The organism is Sulfitobacter albidus, assembly GCF_018200035.1.
In the GTDB taxonomy this organism is placed as follows: domain Bacteria; phylum Pseudomonadota; class Alphaproteobacteria; order Rhodobacterales; family Rhodobacteraceae; genus Sulfitobacter; species Sulfitobacter albidus.
Window position 1 is genome coordinate 2593336 of the sequence record NZ_CP073581.1, and the last position, 16192, is coordinate 2609527.

The window sequence follows — 16192 nt, forward strand, 5'->3', positions numbered from 1 at the left end:
TTGTCGCAGCCCGGCCCGCGTGGGATACAGCGCGCTTACCGCAGCAGGAACAGGGTAATGGACGGAAAGGCCACAAGAATAATTACCCGCAGGATGTCGGAGCCGATAAAGTACAGCACCGCACGGTAGGTCTGGGTCATCGGCGTTTCGCGGTCCATCGAATTGATGATGAACAGGTTCATTCCGACCGGTGGAGTGATCAGCCCTACCTCCACGACGATCAGCACCAGAATGCCAAACCAGATCGCCACATGCTCCGCCGACATGCCAAAATCCATCGCCGAGATGACGGGAAAGAAGATCGGCACTGTCAGCAGGATCATCGACAGGCTGTCCATGAGGCAGCCGAAGATCAGGTAGAACGTAAGAATGATGACCAGCACGAGCCACGGGCTGAGCCCCTGGCCGACGACCCAATCGGCCATGAATTGTGGCACGCCGGACAGCGCCAGAAACCCGTTGTAGAACGCAGCCCCCAGAACGATGAAAAAGATCATCGCCGTGGTCCGCGCGGTGCCCATCAGGCTTTCGCGCAGCTTGGCCCAGCCCAGACTGCCCGACAACAGTGCGGCCAGCCCCGTCCCCGCCGCACCAACTGCCGCGCCTTCGGTCGGGGTGAACCAACCGGCGTAGATCCCCCGACGACGACCAGAAAGATCACGACCACGGGCCAGGTGCGCCCGAGGGCAGCGAACCGCTCTGCCATCGGAACGGGCGGCCGCGTGCCCGCCGCATCGGGGTTCAGCCGCACGTAGACCGAGATTGTCAGCACATATCCCAAAGCGGCGAGGATGCCGGGAATGAAGGCGGCAAGGAACAGCTTTGCGATGTTCTGCTCGGTCAGGATGGCATAGATCACCAGAATGACCGAGGGCGGGATCAGGATGCCCAGCGTGCCCCCCGCCGCCAGCGTCGCGGTCGAGAACCCGCCCGAATAGCCGTAGCGTTTCAGCTCGGGCAGCGCGACTTTCGACATTGTCGCCGCCGTCGCCAGCGACGAGCCGCAAATCGCCCCGAACCCCGCACAGGCGCCCACGGCGGCCATCGCCACCCCGCCGCGCCGGTGACCCAGGAAGCTTTCGGCGGCGCGGAACAGTGCCTGGCTCATCCCCGAGAGGGTGGCGAACTGGCCCATCAGCAAAAACAGCGGGATGATCGACAGCGAATAGCTGGAGAAGGTCGTGTAGGTCTCTGACTTCAGCTTCGCCAGCAACGGGGTCGGATTGCCGCCCATCGCCATGTACCAGCCGCCAAATCCGCACAGCATCATCGCCAGACCGATCGGCGCGCGCAGGAAGATCATCAGCAGCAGCACGGGGAACGACCAGAACCCAAGCTCAAGATTGCTCATCGCTCAGACCTCATGCTCGGACGGCAGGATCGCGCGATCCTGCGCGGCCTCGATGACGCGCGCGGCCGCGCAATAAACCGCGACGATGCAGGCGATGACGCCCGCGACAAAGGCCGCCGCGTATCCCCACCAAACCGGGAATTGCAGGAAAAGTGTGGTCTGCCCGTTGCCATAGACCCGCTCCAACCCGCCGTAGAGGCGCCAGATCAGAAGGATGATGACCGCCGCCAGCACGATCTCCCAAAAGGCCGCGATCACGCGGGTGGCGCGGTCGGGCAGCTGCATCGTGAACACATCGACCGTCGCATGCGCCCCGTAGAATTGGCAGATCGGCAGGAAGGCAAAGATGGCAAAGGCGACCCCGGCCTCCAGCACTTCGTAATTGCCGGTGATCTCTCCGATCCCGGTCGAGCGGCCAAGGATCGATAGGGTCGTCATCGCCACAAGCACGATCAGAACCGCCCCGCCGACAAGCGCGCTGGCGTGCGCGAGAAAACGAATGAAACGGTGCATGGCGTGGCCTCTGAAAGGTCCCGCGCCGGACATGCGACGCGGGACTGTGGGCTTAGTTCTCGTAGGCGTCCATCAGCGATTTCGCCTCGTCGATCAAGGCCTGACCGTCGATACCCTTGCTTTCCATATCCGCGAGCCATTCGTCATAGACGGGTTGGGCTGCGGTGCGCCACGCCTCGACCGCATCGCCCGATACGGTGGTGATGGTGTTGCCCGCATCAACGGCGGCCTGACGCGCGGGCGCATCGGCGTCCTGCATGGTGCCGCCCGCAAGGATCGAGAAGTCGAGGCCGGAGTTGTCATCCAGCGCCTTTTGCTGCTCGGGCGTAAGGCTGTCGTAGCGGTCCTTGTTCATCGCCAGAACAAACGTCAGCGTATAGAGCGCGTTGCCTTCGAATTCGGTGTGATAATCCACCAGCTCCGGGATCTTGAGCGCGCCGGTCACTTCCCACGGGATCGTGGTGCCGTTGATGACGCCCTTGCTCAACGCTTCGGGGATCGCCGGCACGGGCATGCCCACCGGGGAGGATCCGACCTTTTCCAGCAAGGCATTCGCCAGCCGCGAGCCGCCGCGCATCTTGAGGCCGTTCATGTCGGCGGGGGTCTGCACCTCTTTGTCGACGTGGATCAGGCCGGGGCCGTGCACCCATGTGCCGAGGATTTTCACGTCCTTGAACTCGGTATCCTTCATGTGCTTTTCGAACATCTGCCAATAGGCCGAGGACATCGCACGCGCGTCGGACATCATGAACGGCAATTCGAACACTTCGGTCGAGGGGTAGCGACCCGGCGTATAACCGACCACGGTCCAGACGATATCGGCAACGCCGTCAATGGCCTGATCCATCAGCTCGGGCGGGCGGCCACCCAGCTGCATGGCGCCGTAGCGTTCGATCTTGATCGCGCCGCCGGAGGATTCTTCGACCCGGTCGGCCCAGGGGTAGAGGATCAGGTTGGGTACATTTGCCTGATCGGGCAGGAACTGGTGCAAGCGCAGCGTGACGTCCTGCGCGGCCGCAGGCAGCGGTGCAAGCAGCGTGGCGGCGATCAGGCCCAGCACGGATTTACGTGTGAAATTCATGGTATTCTCCCTTAGTGCGACGTCTTTCGCGCCGACGAACAGGCCCGAGGTTAGGCCCACACGGACCTGTTGTCACGGGGCAAAACGGGGCCGCCAAGCCGACATGCGCCGGGTATGCGCACACTTTACAAGGTGGTTTGCGGGGGAGATGTGTGGTGGCGTTACCTGGATTTGAACCAGGGACTCAGCGTGGCTGCGAAACAGACGCGCGTCAGTCAGCTGCGCGCAAAAAGCGCTCACATAACTAGAGCGAAACAACAGGGAAATGTGGTGGCGTTACCTGGATTTGAACCAGGGACTCAGCGTGGCTGCGAAGCAGACGCGCGTCAGTCAGCTGCGCGCAAAAAGCGCTCACATAACTAGAGCGAAACAACAGGGAAATGTGGTGGCGTTACCTGGATTTGAACCAGGGACCTAACGATTATGAGTCGTTCGCTCTAACCAACTGAGCTATAACGCCAACGCTCGGTGCATTAGGGCAGGTCTGCGCCGGGGTCAACCGCCTTTTGGCGCATTCGCGACGGCTGGCCCCGGTTTTTCCCGCTCAGATCCACTTTGCCAGCGGGGGAAGGCTCATCAGCACTGCATTCGCGTCATGCCCGGTCTCAAGTCCGAATTTGGTCCCGCGGTCGTAGACAAGGTTGTATTCGGCATACAGCCCGCGGTGCACCAGCTGCGCGTCCTTTTCGGCCTCGCCCCACGGATCGGCGCGGCGCTTTTCCACCAGTGGCACGTAGGCGGGCAGGAAAGCACGACCGATGTCTTGGGTCAGGGCAAAATCCGCCTCCCAATCGCCGGTGTTGCGGTCATCCATGAAAATCCCGCCGACACCGCGCGCACGGTGGCGGTGCGGGATGTAGAAATACTCGTCCGCCCATGCCTTCAGCTTGGGATAGATCTCTTCCCCGTGGGGGTCGAGATGGGCCTTTTGCGTGGCGTGAAAATGCGCGGTGTCCTCGTCGTACTCCAGACAGGGGTTCAGATCGGAGCCGCCGCCGAACCACCACGCGCCGGGGGTCCAGAACATGCGGGTGTTCATGTGCACGGCGGGGCAATGGGGGTTTTGCATATGCGCCACAAGGCTGATGCCCGACGCCCAGAAGCGCGGATCGTCCGCCATGCCGGGCACGCCCCGCGCGGCCATGGCTTTTTGCGCACGTTCGCCCAGCGTGCCGTAGACCTGTGAGACATTCACGCCCACCTTTTCGAACACGCGGCCCCCGCGCATCACGCTCATGAGGCCACCGCCCGCGTCCGATCCGTCGTCCGAGGTGCGTTTGGTATCCGTCACCTCGAACCGGCCTGGCGCCATGTCGGTCAGCGGACCCGCGTCGTGGCTGTCCTCCAGCGCCTCGAAAGCCGCGACGATATCGTCGCGCAGCTGGCGGAACCACGCGGCGGCGCGGGACTTTTCGGTCTCAAAAGCGGTCATAGGGTCGTCTCTGTCAGGCTACGCGATCACCCGTCAGTGTGCGGGCGCGCTGACAGCATCCAACAAAGAGCGCCCGCCGTCCACCACCATAATCTCTCCGGTCATAAAGCTGGAGCTTTCGGCGGCGAGGAATTGCACCGCCTCGACCAGCTCCCCGGGGGCGGCGATGCGGCCAAGGGGAGTGTGGGCGCGAATGTCGTCGCGCCACTCACGGTTCTCGGCCACGCTCGCCTTGAGCGATGCGGACATGACCGAGCCGAACGCCACCGCGTTCACGCGGATGCGGTGCGGCGCGAGCGCCAGCGCCAGAGAGCGCGTCATCTGATCCTGCGCGGCGGCGGCGATGGAATAGGCCATCAGCTCTGGCTGGGTATGGTGTGCCGTGGTCGAGCTGAGGTTGATGATCGCGCCGATCTGCCCCTCGCCCTCATTGTCGGCCTGCTTGATCATGCGCCGCGCGACCTGCTGCGACAGGCGCAGGGCGGTCATCAGGTTCTGGTCCAACAGCGTCTCGACCGAGGTATCCTCGACATCCATCGCATCGGTGGCCATCACCTGCCGCGAGGCGTTCACCAGAATATCGACCTGATCGAAGGCGTCGATGGTGGCCGACACCAGATTGGCAATCGTCAGCCGCTGGCGCAGATCCCCCGCGAAAAAGCGGATGTTGCCCTCGTCACGCTGATCGCCCAACTCTTCCTTTAGCCGCGCCTCGTCGATGTCGGCGCACATCACATTCGCGCCCTTGTCGGCAAAGCCGCGCGCGATGGACAGGCCAATGCCGTTGGCGGCTCCGGTCACGATTGCCGTTTTGCCGGCGATGGAAAAGGACATGGGAAACCTATGCGTCTGGGGAAAGGGGTCAGCGGCGTTTGCGCAGGGGCCGCGATGCGTGGAACAGTTTGAAACGGGCGTCACCGCCAATCTCGTCGACCTGCGCAAAAAGCGTGGCCAGTTCCGCCTCATACGGCAAATGGCGATTCGCCACCATCCAAAGATGGCCCTGCGGCGCCAGCAGCCGTGCGGCGGCGGCGACAAACGCCTGCCCGATCTGCGGCTCAGCGGCGCGCCCCTGATGAAACGGGGGGTTCATCACCACCGTGTCGAGCCTGTGCGCCAGCGTCCAATCGGTGGCATCGGCCCAGTGAAATGTGGCGCGCGGATCGGTGACGTTACGCTTGGCGCATTCCAGCGCGATATGCTGAGCCTCGACCAGATGCACGGCCTCGACCGCCTCGCGCGTGAGGATATGCGCCGACAAAAACCCCCAGCCCGCGCCCAGATCGGCCACCTGCGCGCCAAGCGTGTCGGGCAGCGCATCCACCAGCAGGGCTGAGGCCAGATCGACCGCGTCGGCAGAGAAAACCCCCGGTGCGGTCCAGAATCCACCTTCGGTCATCGCCGGGCCCTGCACCCAATCGTCAAAGCAGTCGGCAGCGGGGGCGTCGATCCAGAACAGCTTTCCGTGCGCCTTGGTGATGGGGCCGTGCACTGTCACACGGTCCTTCATCGCCTTGAGAATACTGTCGACACCGTCGGTCTTTTGTCCGTCGACCACCACCGGTCCCGCGCTTTGTGCGCAGGCCTCAGCGATCAGCGCGCGCGCCTCTGCCTTGGCGCGCGGCAGGCAGACAAGCGCAGCGGCATAGGGCCCCTCGCCCACCTGCACGGTATCAAATCCGCGCGCAGCCCAGGCATCTACATGGGGGCGGAAGCCGTCGATGATCTGTATCCGCTCGGGGTCGAGACCGTCCAGATCGGCATCCACGGGCGGGCCAAAGACCGCAATGCGACCCTCACCGGGCACATCCAGCCCACCGCCGTCCAGCGCGAGCGGCAAGCGTCTATCGAGCATTGGTTACTCTTCTTTTTCCATGGTGCATTGCAGGGGGTGCTGGTGACGGCGGGCAAAATCCATCACCTGCGCCACCTTCGTCTCGGCGATCTCGTGGCTGAAGACACCGACAACCGCCAACCCCTTCTTGTGCACCGTCAGCATGATCTCGAACGCCTGCGCGTGATTGAGACCAAAGAACCGCTCAAGCACATGCACCACAAATTCCATCGGCGTGAAATCATCGTTGAGCAGCATCACTTTGTAGAGCGGCGGGCGCTTGGTCTTTGGCTTGACCTTGGTCAGCAGTTCGGTGTCGTCACCGTCGTCAGGGCCGGCCATGGTGATCGGATCAAGGTGCATTGCTGCTCCTGCTCAAATGGGTTTTGTGCTGTCTGTCGAGGTGTCTATATAACGTCTCTGCCCCATCTGAAAAGAGGCGCGCGCCCGAATGACCCTTCCCGTCACCACCGTAGGCTTCGACGCCGATGACACGCTTTGGCACAACGAGCGCTATTTTGCCCTGACACAGGTGCATTTTGCGCAGCTTTTGGGGGAGTATACGGACACCGATACCCTCATGGCGCGTCTGTTGGCCGCAGAGCGACGCAACCTGCCGCACTACGGATTCGGGATCAAGGGGTTCACCCTGTCGATGATCGAAACCGCCGTTGAGGTCACCGATGGGCGGGTGCACGCAGACGTCATCACCCAGATTCTCGACGCCGGTCGCGACATGCTTTCCCACGCGGTCGAACTGCTCCCCCACGCGCGCGAGACGGTCGAGGTTTTATCCCGTGATTACAAGGTGATCGTCATCACCAAGGGCGATCTGCTGGATCAGGAGCGTAAACTGATCCAGTCCGGCCTGCGCGACGCCTTCGACGGGGTCGAAATCGTCTCGGCCAAGACCGCGGAGGTTTATTCGGCGATCTTCGCACGCCACGGCACGGGCGCGGATCAGGGGCTGATGGTCGGCAACGCGATGGCCTCGGATGTGGTGCCGATGATCGAGGCCGGTGGCTGGGGTGTCTTTTGCCCGCATGAAATCACATGGGCAATCGAGGACGCCCCGCCGCCCGTCCATCCACGTTTTGCACAAATCGCGGATTTGTCGGAATTGCCCGCGCTGATCGCGACTCTCCAGAATTAAGGCGCACCGCCCAGATCGTGCCACATTCCCGCCACAATGGCGGGTTTGGTGTTTGGTCGATCAACCATGTCTAGATGTGCCTTGCCGCGCCGCAGAAATTGCGGCGAAACCATTGAAAACATGGGTTCTCAGAGGGGGAATTTCGTGCTAATTTTATCTGCATAACAATAAGGCCACCCGAAAAATCGGGGGCCAGAGGCAGATAAATTAGGCAGGTTTCCATGAAGGATCGGCGCAGGCAGCCGGCCCGTTACGGGCTATTCGTTCTCGCAGCATTCTGGCTTTTGGTGCTCGTCCCGATGAGCGCGATCGCGGCCCCTTACGCGGCCTATGTGATCGACGCGCGATCGGGCAAGGTGCTGCACGCGCGCAACGCCGACACCCGGCTGCATCCGGCTTCCCTGACCAAGATGATGACGCTCTACATCGCGTTTCAGGCGGTGCAAAACGGGGAGATCTCTCTCGACACCCAAGTGCGCGTGTCCAAACACGCAGCCTCCGAGCCACCCAGCAAACTGGGGCTGAAACCCGGTCAGCGCATCGCGCTGCGCTATCTCATCCGCGCCGCCGCCGTGAAGTCCGCCAATGACGCGGCTACCGCGATTGGCGAGGCTATCTCGGGCTCCGAGGCGAAATTCGCCCGGCGCATGAACCGCACCGCCAAACAGCTGGGCATGACGCGCACGACGTTCAAAAACGCCCACGGTCTGACCGAAAGCGGCCACCAGTCCACCGCGCGGGACATGACCGTGATGGGGCGTCATCTGCTGTATGATTTCCCACAGTACTACAACCTGTTCTCGCGCATCACCGCCGATGCGGGCGTGCGCAAGGTCGCCCACACCAACCGTCGCTTCCTGCAAGCCTACAAAGGGGCAGACGGGATCAAGACGGGCTATACCCGTGCGGCCGGCTTCAATCTGACCGCCTCCGCCGAGCGCGGGCAGGAGCGGATCATCGTGACCGTCTTTGGCGGCAAATCCACGACCTCGCGCAACGCGAAGGTCGCCGAGTTGATGGATCTGGGGTTCCGCCGCGCACCCTCACGCACCCGCCTGGAAAAACCCACACCGCCCGCCTATATCGCCGAAGCCGCGCCTGAAGCGTCCCGCGTCACGCCCGCCCCCGGCGCGCGAGGCAAGACGATCCGCCTGAGCGGCGCTGTGGTCCGCTCGATCCGGCCCAATCTGCGCCCTGGCACTGGCACGACCGTCGTGGTCGCCACGGCAGAGCAGCCCGATGCCACAAGCGACGTGCTGAGCTCGGCCATCAACGCCGCCGTCGCGTCAGTGGTCGAAGCGCCCACAGCACCCGCCCCCGGCCAGAGCCGCGCGCGGAGGCGCCCGCGGAGGGGGCCGTGATCCTTGCCGGGGCTGCGAAATCCGTGCGCCCCGCCCTGCGGCCAAAAGGGTTGGTGGTGATCGGCGCGGCCCCGAAACCCGCCGCTAGCGCCGCACCGCAAGAGGTCGTGACCCGCGTTTCGACGTCTGGCGGGCGGCACTGGGGCGTGAACGTCGGCCGCTACGGCAGCCGCTATGCCGCGGAAAAGGTGCTGCTGAAAACCGCGCTTGCGGAAATGGCCACGCTCGACGGCTCGCTGCGCAAGGTCATCCGCAAACCGCAGGGGTTCGACGCGAATTTCCTTGGCATGACGCGCGAGACGGCGGATCTGGCCTGCCGCCGCCTGAAGGCGCGCAACGTCAGCTGCTTCATGATCGGGCCGGGCTAAGCCGCCGCCTCGCGCCGCAGCCACGCAACGAAGGCCTTGAGCGGCGGGCGCAGCACACCGGGGCGGGTCACGATGTGATACCCGCTTTCATGGCGCGCTTCCTCGTGCAGCACCACCAGACGCCCCGCCGCGATGTCCCGCTCGACAAAGCGGCGCGCGGTGGCAGTGATCCCCTGCCCGTCACGTGCGCCGTCCAGCAGCAGATTGCCCGGCACCTCCAACGTGGCGACGGGTTGTTTGTCGCCCAGCGTGCGGTAGCGCCAGCGCGATGTTTCCGACAGGCCGAATTCCTCGATCCACGGCAGACCCGCCAACGCGGGCAGATCCCCCTGCGGCACTTGTGCCGCCAGATCCGGCGCGCCCACCACCACCATCGGGCTTTGCCACAAAAGCACGCTATCGACCCCGGGCCACCCCCCGCGCCCGTAGCGAATTGCCATGTCGATCCCGTCGGGGCTCAGCGTGACGACCTCGGGGCTGGGATCGATCATCAAACGCACCTCTGGATGCGCCGCGCGAAATCGCGACAGGCGCGGCATCAGCCAGGATGACGCCAGCGTCGGCGTGACCGAGATATGCAAAGGCCGGTCGTCCCGCGCCGCCGAGATCTGCGCGACCCCCTCGGCCATCAGGGCAAACCCGCCGCGCAGGCTTTGCGCCAATTGCTCACCGCGCGCGGTCAGTCGCAGCGCGCGGCCTGAGCGGTCCAGCAGAGCGGCGTCAAGATGCGTCTCAAGCGTGCGCAACTGCTGGCTGATCGCCGCGTGTGAGACGCCCAATGCGTCCCCTGCCGCCGTCACATTGCCCGTCTGCGCAAAGGCGGCAAAGGCCCGCAGGGCCGACAGGGGGGGAAGCGCGCGCCAATCCATATGTCATCTCAGCTTACATGACCAAAGAATGCATGAGTCGCATTTTGCGCGCCGATGATCAACTACTGTCTCATCAACCCAAGGAGAGACGACATGATCAACATCTACGCACAAAGCTTTATGACAGCCACTCGCACCCGTCATCCCCGCCGCGAGGAGCTGCCCGGCCCGCTTGTCGGCACCCGCAGCCGCTGGTTTTCCTTGCGCCCGCAGGTGACTGTCGATCTGGACAAACTGTAAGCTGCGCTACTGTGCGGCTTGCAGCAGCGTCCGGGTGTATTCGGTGCTGGGGGTGTCATACAGCGTATCGACATCCCCCGCCTCGATCACATCGCCGCGCTTCATCACCATGACCTTGTGCGACATCGCGCGCACGACCCGCAGATCGTGGCTGATGAACAGGTAGGCCAGCCCGTATTTCACCTGAAGCGCCCGCAACAGATCGACGATCTGCACCTGTACGGTCATATCCAGCGCACTCGTCGGCTCGTCGAGCACCAGCAGGCGCGGACGCAGCACCATTGCGCGGGCAATCGCGATTCGCTGGCGCTGCCCGCCGGAGAATTCGTGGGGGTAGCGGTCCATCGTGGCGGGGTCGAGCCCGACCTCGATCATCACATCGTGCACCAGTTCGCGCTTGTCGCGGTCCGGGTCGACGTTGTGAATGCTGAGCCCTTCGGCGATGATCTGCATGCAGGTCATGCGCGGGCTAAGGCTGCCGAAGGGATCCTGAAACACGATCTGCATGTCCTTGCGCAGGCGCCGCAGCTCTTTCGTGGACCATTTGCGCACGTCCTGACCGGCAAAATGGATCCCGCCTTCGGATTTGATCAGCCGCATCACCGCCAGCGCGAGCGTGGTCTTGCCCGAACCGCTTTCGCCCACGATGCCGATGGTCTCTCCCGCCCGGACGCTGAAGCTGGCGTCGTTGACGGCCTTCACATGGCCCACCGTGCGGCGCAGCAGCCCTTGCTGGATCGGGAACCAGATCTTGAGGTTTTGCGCCTCGGCGACCACCTCCGCGCCCTCGGGCACGGGCGCGGGGCTGCCCGACGGCTCCGCGCCCAGCAGCTTTTGGGTGTAGGGATGTTGCGGGCTGTCGAAAATCGCCGCCGTTGGCCCTTGCTCCACGATCTCGCCATGCTGCATCACGCAAACGCGGTCCGCGATGCGCCGCACCACGCCCAGATCATGGGTGATGAACAGCAGGCCCATGCCCTCGCTCCGCTTCAACTCGGCCAGCAGATCGAGGATCTGCGCCTGGATGGTCACGTCCAGTGCCGTCGTCGGCTCATCCGCGATCAGTACGTCGGGTTTGTTGGCCAAGGCCATGGCGATCATCACCCGCTGCCGTTGCCCGCCCGACAGCTGGTGAGGGTAGGAGGACAGCCGGCTTTCCGCGTCATTGATCCCCACCTTGTCGAGCAGTTCGATGATCCGGCCGCGCGCCGCAGCCCCCGTCAGCCCCTGATGCAGCCCCAGCGATTCCGCGAGCTGTTTTTCGATAGTGTGCAGCGGGTTGAGCGAGGTCATCGGCTCTTGGAAAATGAACGAGATATCATTGCCGCGCACCTTGCGCAGCAGCGCGTCCGACGCGCCGATCATCTGTTGCCCGTCATAGGTGACCGACCCCTCGACCTGCGCCGTCTCCCCCAGCAGGCTCACCGTGCTGAGCGCCGAGACAGATTTACCCGAGCCGCTCTCGCCCACCAGTGCAACGGTCTCGCCCCGCTCGACGTGGAACGAGATGCCTTTGACGGCGGCAGACAGCTTGCCATCCTGACGGAACGACACGCGCAGGTCTTTGACATCCAGAAGCGGGGTACTCACGAAAACGTCTTTCTGGGATCGAACGCATCACGGATCCCTTCGAAAATGAACACCAGCAGCGACAGCATGATCGCAAAGGTAAAGAACGCAGTGAAGGCGAGCCACGGCGCCTGCAGGTTCTGTTTCGCCTGCAACGTCAGCTCGCCAAGGCTGGGCGCCGAGGACGGCAGGCCAAAGCCCAGAAAATCGAGCACGGCGAGCGAGCTGATCGTGCCGGTGATGATGAACGGCAGCATCGTCAGCGTGGCGACCATGGCGTTGGGCAGCATGTGGCGGAACATGATCGTCGTATTGCTGACCCCCAGCGCGCGGGCGGCGCGTACGTATTCCAGATTGCGCGCGCGCAGGAATTCCGCGCGCACCACACCGACCAGCGCAGTCCAACTGAACAGCACCAGCAGGAACACCAATAGCCAGAAACTTCGCCCCAGTATCGCGAACATGATGATGATGACGTAGAGGCTGGGCGTGGATGTCCAGATCTCGATGATTCGCTGGAATATCAGGTCGAGCCAGCCGCCAAAGAACCCCTGCACCGCCCCGGCGGCGATGCCGATGATCGTACTCAGCCCCGTCACCAGTAGCGTGAATACGATGCTGAGGCGGAAGCCGTGGATCACCCGCGCCATCACGTCGCGCTTTGTCCCATCCGTGCCCAGCAGATTGCCGTCGCCCGGTGGGAGAGGCGCTGCACCCGGGCGGTCCACGGCGGTGTCATAGCTGTAGGGGATCGGCGGCCAGATCGACCAGCCCTGCATGATTTCTTCGCCCTCGATCATCCCATCCTGCGCATCCTCGATATAGGCTTCGGGATCGTCGAAACAGAACTCCGACCCGCCGGTCGCGATCAGGCATTTCACCTCGGGGTCGCGATAGGCGGCCTCGGTCTGGAAATCGCCGCCGAACGCCGTCTCCGGGTAGAAATTGAAAATCGGCATGTAGTATTCGCCGCGGAAGTTCACGAGGATCGGCTTGTCGTTGGCCAGAAACTCCGCGAACAGCGACAGGGTAAAGATCACCGCAAAGATCCACAGCGACCAGAACGCGCGGCGGTTGCGCTTGAAATTGCGCCAGCGGCGCTGGTTCAGCGGGCTGAGTGCCATGCGCCGGGGCTTGGCCGGGACGGGGGCGGGTGCCTCTTGTGCCGGTGTGGGATTGGGCGCGTGCATCAGCCTTCCCTCTTCTCGAAGTCGATGCGCGGATCGACCAGCACGTACATCAGATCAGAGATGATGCCGACCAGCAGACCGATCAGGCCAAAGATGAACAGCGTGCCGAACACGATCGGATAATCCCGCGCCACCGCAGCCTCGAACCCCAGACGCCCCAGACCGTCGAGCGAAAAGATCGTCTCGATAATCAGGCTGGAGCCGAAGAACACACCGATGAACACCGCCGGGAAGCCCGCGATCACGATCAGCATCGCGTTGCGGAACACGTGCCCGTAGAGCACGCGCCCCTCGCTCAGCCCCTTGGCGCGGGCGGTCATGACATAGTGTTTCTTGATCTCGTCGAGAAAGCTGTTTTTCGTCAGCAGCGTCAGCGTGGCAAAGGCAGAGATGGTCGAGGCCAGCACCGGCAGCGTGATATGCCAGAAGTAGTCCTTTACCTTGCCCCAGGCGCTGAGTTCCTCAAAATTGTCGGACGTGAGGCCCCGCAGCGGGAAAAGCTCGTAACACGTCGGGTTGAAGGCCGCGCCGTTTTCCCACACGTCGGCAAGGCCGGGAATACGGAAGCAGTTGGCGGGCACGAACAGCACCAACAGCAGGATCGCAAACAGGAAACCGGGGATCGCGTAGGCCGCGATGATCGCGCCGGAGGTCCAAGTGTCGAAACGCGATCCGTCGCGCACGGCCTTCTTGATCCCCAGGGGGATCGAAATGAGATAGGCGATCAGCGTCGACCATAGCCCCAGCGTGATCGACACCGGCAGCTTTTCCTTGATCAACTCGATGACCGAGATCGAGCGGAAGTAACTCTCCCCGAAATCGAACATGAGGTAGTTGCCCATCATCGAGAAGAACCGCTGAACGGGCGGCTTGTCGAAACCGAACTCACGCTCCAGCTCTTCGATGAATTCGGGCGGCAGGCCGCGCGCGCCCACGTAATTCTCTGTGGCACCCGTCGCCTCGTTGCCCGCGTCATTGCCCGATCCGGCAAAGCCGCCGAACACGTCGCCGCCGCCCTGGATGCGGGCAATCGCCTGCTCTACCGGGCCGCCGGGCACGAATTGCACCAGCGCGAAATTCACCAGCATGATCCCGAACAACGTCGGAATGATCAGCAACAGCCGTCTGAGAATATAGGCGCCCATGGGTTACCTCAGCGCGCCTGCCGCGCGCAATGCGTCCGCTTTCTCCGCGTCGTACCACCAGAAATCGAGATAGCCCAGCGCGTAGGCGGGCTGCTCTGCCGGGTGGGCGTATTGGTTGTAGTAGGCGGTCCAGTAGACGTCATTGTACCACAGGGGGATCATGATGAATTCATGGCGCAGCGCGCGGTCCAGCGCCATGAGCGAGGCGGCCTCCTCCTCGCTGGTTTGCGCCTGCAACGATGCCTCGATAATCGCGTCAACCATGGGGCTGGCCAGCCCCGCCGGGTTGAACAGCGAAAACGCCGCAGCCTCAGAGCCATAGCGCTGCATCAGCCCGGTGCCGGTGCCCAGAAACGCCGCATAGGCGTCGAACACCATGTCATAGTCGCGATCCCGCTCGCGCAGGGTGTATTGAGAGGCGTCGACCTTCTCCAGCACCGCCTCGATGCCAAGGTTGTCGACGTTCGACATGAAATTCTCCACCACCGCCGCCAGCGTGGCAGAGCCGGAGGAGTTCAGCAGGAACGTAAGCCGCAGCGGCTCTCCCTCGGCATTGCGGCGGCGCCCGTCGTCGCCCACGGCCCAGCCGGCCTCGTCCAGCAGCCGCATCGCACGGCGCGCGTTGCGCCGGTCAAACAACCGCTCGGCGCCCGAGGTATGCGGCACGCGCACCTCTTCGGTCAGCACCGCCGGGTCGATCACGTCGCCAAGCGATTGCAGCAGCTCCAACTCCGCCCCCTCGGGCGTGCCCATCGCCATCAGCGGCGTATCCTGCGTGAAGGACGCGCGCGGCTTGAACAGCCCGTATTGCAGGGATTCATTGGTCCACTCGAAATTGAACGCCAGCGAGATCGCCTCGCGCACGCGGACATCCTGCATCGTCTCGCGGCCAAGATTGAACACGAAGCCCGTGGGCGACGGGGGCGAGCCGTCGGGGATCTCTTCCTTGACGACGTGGCCCGCCGTTACCTTGGGAAAGTCATAGGCGGTCGCCCACTGTTTTGAATTCCCTTCGGAGCGGAAGGTGTAGGCGCCCGATTTGAAGGCCTCAAAGGCGGAGTTTTCGTCCCCGAAATACTCCACCCGGATCCGGTCAAAGTTGTGCCGCCCCACGTTGATCGGCAGATCCTTCCCCCAGTAGTCGGGGTTGCGTTTGTAGACGATGGAACGGTTCACATCGACTTTCTCGATCATGTAGGGGCCAGAGCCGGGCGAGGTTTCAAGTCGGCTTTCATCCAGCCGCGCACCGCTTTCCTCGTACCATTTCTTCGACCACGCGGGCACGAACCCCACCTGATCGATCAGAGAGCGCCGCGAGATGCCTTCGGTAAAGTAGAACTTGATCGTGTAGTCGTCGATCACCTCGACCCGCGGGATCCGCTTGCGCACCGCGTCGGCGTAGGATTGCAGCCCCTGGTCCAGCAAAAGGTTATGCGAAAATGCGATGTCATGCGCCGTCACCGGATCCCCGGTCGAGAATTTGGCGTCCCGGCGCATGTTGAAGATCACCCAATCCTTCGTCTCGGGGTATTCGATACTTTCGCACAGCAGGCAATAGCTTTCGCCGTAGACATCCGCCGGTGCCGAGGCTTCTCCGTTCCCGTCACCCAGCAGGCTCTCAAACATGATCGTGCTCAGCGCGCCGCCCCGGCCCTTGCGGCTGTAGGGGTTCATCGAATCGAACGTGCCAAGCGCCGAGATCGAAATCTCGCCGCCCTTCGGCGCGTCGGGATTCACGTAGTCGAAATGCGGGTAGTCTGCCGGATAAGTCAGATCGCCGTAGAAGGAATAGCCGTGGCTCTTGATCATCTTGGCGTGCCCGTCGGCAAACGCGGGCGCGGGCAGGCCAAGGGCCAGCGCGCTCAGGGCGGCGCCGGTCAGGGCGCGCAGGGTCAAACCGGATCGGGACAGGGCGGCAAACATCAAAAGGCTCCTCGGACTGTGGGCGTCACATGCTGGTGCGTCATGTAGGCTAACGACAGGCGGCGCCAAGTGACAAGTTGCAAAGCTGTTATCTGCCGGTGAGGCCCATCCAAACAGCAAAAAGGCCACCCGGATCCGGGCGGCCTTAAGTATCGTGTCGCAC

13 protein-coding genes, 1 tRNA gene and 2 pseudogenes are annotated in these 16192 nt (G+C 63.2%); 3 read left to right on the forward strand and 13 right to left on the reverse strand.

Annotated features, from left to right (window positions below):
• Positions 1-35: 35 nt before the first annotated feature.
• The 8 genes and pseudogenes from KDD17_RS12795 to clpS all read right to left on the reverse strand — a co-directional run bounded on the left by KDD17_RS12795 (position 36) and on the right by clpS (position 6574).
• A pseudogene (locus KDD17_RS12795) lies at positions 36-1351 on the reverse strand (TRAP transporter large permease).
• A gap of 3 nt (positions 1352-1354) precedes the next feature.
• A complete protein-coding gene (locus KDD17_RS12800) occupies positions 1355-1864 on the reverse strand; it encodes a TRAP transporter small permease (RefSeq protein ID WP_212704016.1) in 510 nt (169 codons plus the stop codon).
• A 52-nt stretch (positions 1865-1916) separates the two neighbouring features.
• Positions 1917-2945 (reverse strand): TRAP transporter substrate-binding protein, encoded by a 1029-nt coding sequence (locus KDD17_RS12805; protein ID WP_212704017.1) that lies wholly within the window; start codon positions 2943-2945, stop codon positions 1917-1919.
• Positions 2946-3328: 383 nt separating this feature from the next.
• Positions 3329-3405 (reverse strand) — tRNA-Met (locus tag KDD17_RS12810).
• 84 nt (positions 3406-3489) lie between these two features.
• The gene (hemF, locus tag KDD17_RS12815; RefSeq protein WP_212704018.1) at positions 3490-4377 is read right to left on the reverse strand and encodes an oxygen-dependent coproporphyrinogen oxidase; all 888 of its coding nucleotides are present in this window, start codon (positions 4375-4377) and stop codon (positions 3490-3492) included.
• Positions 4378-4410: 33 nt separating this feature from the next.
• The gene (locus tag KDD17_RS12820) at positions 4411-5211 is read right to left on the reverse strand and encodes an SDR family NAD(P)-dependent oxidoreductase (protein WP_212704019.1); all 801 of its coding nucleotides are present in this window, start codon (positions 5209-5211) and stop codon (positions 4411-4413) included.
• Positions 5212-5239: 28 nt separating this feature from the next.
• A complete protein-coding gene (locus tag KDD17_RS12825; RefSeq protein WP_212704020.1) occupies positions 5240-6232 on the reverse strand; it encodes a class I SAM-dependent methyltransferase in 993 nt (330 codons plus the stop codon).
• Positions 6233-6235: 3 nt separating this feature from the next.
• On the reverse strand, positions 6236-6574 hold the full coding sequence (gene clpS, locus KDD17_RS12830; RefSeq protein WP_212704021.1) for an ATP-dependent Clp protease adapter ClpS: 339 nt from the start codon (positions 6572-6574) through the stop codon (positions 6236-6238).
• A gap of 88 nt (positions 6575-6662) precedes the next feature.
• Here clpS and KDD17_RS12835 point away from each other — a divergent pair, with 88 nt between their 5' ends.
• Together KDD17_RS12835 and KDD17_RS12840 are read left to right on the forward strand one after the other, a co-directional pair.
• Positions 6663-7364, forward strand: a complete 702-nt coding sequence (locus KDD17_RS12835; protein ID WP_212704022.1) for an HAD family hydrolase — start codon at positions 6663-6665, stop codon at positions 7362-7364.
• 221 nt (positions 7365-7585) lie between these two features.
• Positions 7586-9093: pseudogene (locus tag KDD17_RS12840) on the forward strand (D-alanyl-D-alanine carboxypeptidase family protein).
• On the opposite strand, the gene KDD17_RS12845 reads toward KDD17_RS12840, so the two are convergent.
• Positions 9090-9962, reverse strand: coding sequence for a LysR family transcriptional regulator (locus tag KDD17_RS12845; RefSeq protein ID WP_212704023.1), 873 nt, complete (start codon positions 9960-9962; stop codon positions 9090-9092). The pseudogene KDD17_RS12840 and the gene KDD17_RS12845 overlap by 4 nt on opposite strands.
• Positions 9963-10055: 93 nt before the next feature.
• Between KDD17_RS12845 and KDD17_RS12850 the strand changes: the two genes are divergently transcribed.
• Positions 10056-10202 carry a hypothetical protein gene (locus tag KDD17_RS12850; RefSeq protein WP_212704024.1) on the forward strand — a complete coding sequence of 49 codons (147 nt, stop codon included), beginning with the start codon at positions 10056-10058 and terminating at the stop codon, positions 10200-10202.
• Positions 10203-10208: 6 nt separating this feature from the next.
• On the opposite strand, the gene KDD17_RS12855 is transcribed toward KDD17_RS12850, so the two are convergent.
• The 4 genes from KDD17_RS12855 to KDD17_RS12870 form a co-directional block, all read right to left on the reverse strand.
• On the reverse strand, positions 10209-11792 hold the full coding sequence (locus KDD17_RS12855; protein WP_212704025.1) for an ABC transporter ATP-binding protein: 1584 nt from the start codon (positions 11790-11792) through the stop codon (positions 10209-10211).
• Complete coding sequence (locus KDD17_RS12860) at positions 11789-12895, reverse strand: ABC transporter permease (RefSeq protein WP_212706237.1); 1107 nt, start codon at positions 12893-12895, stop codon at positions 11789-11791. Before KDD17_RS12860 ends, KDD17_RS12855 begins: the two co-directional genes overlap by 4 nt.
• A gap of 65 nt (positions 12896-12960) precedes the next feature.
• Positions 12961-14106 carry a microcin C ABC transporter permease YejB gene (locus KDD17_RS12865; protein ID WP_212704026.1) on the reverse strand — a complete coding sequence of 382 codons (1146 nt, stop codon included), beginning with the start codon at positions 14104-14106 and terminating at the stop codon, positions 12961-12963.
• Between the two features lie 3 nt (positions 14107-14109).
• A complete protein-coding gene (locus KDD17_RS12870; RefSeq protein WP_212704027.1) occupies positions 14110-16029 on the reverse strand; it encodes an extracellular solute-binding protein in 1920 nt (639 codons plus the stop codon).
• Positions 16030-16192 lie beyond the last annotated feature (163 nt).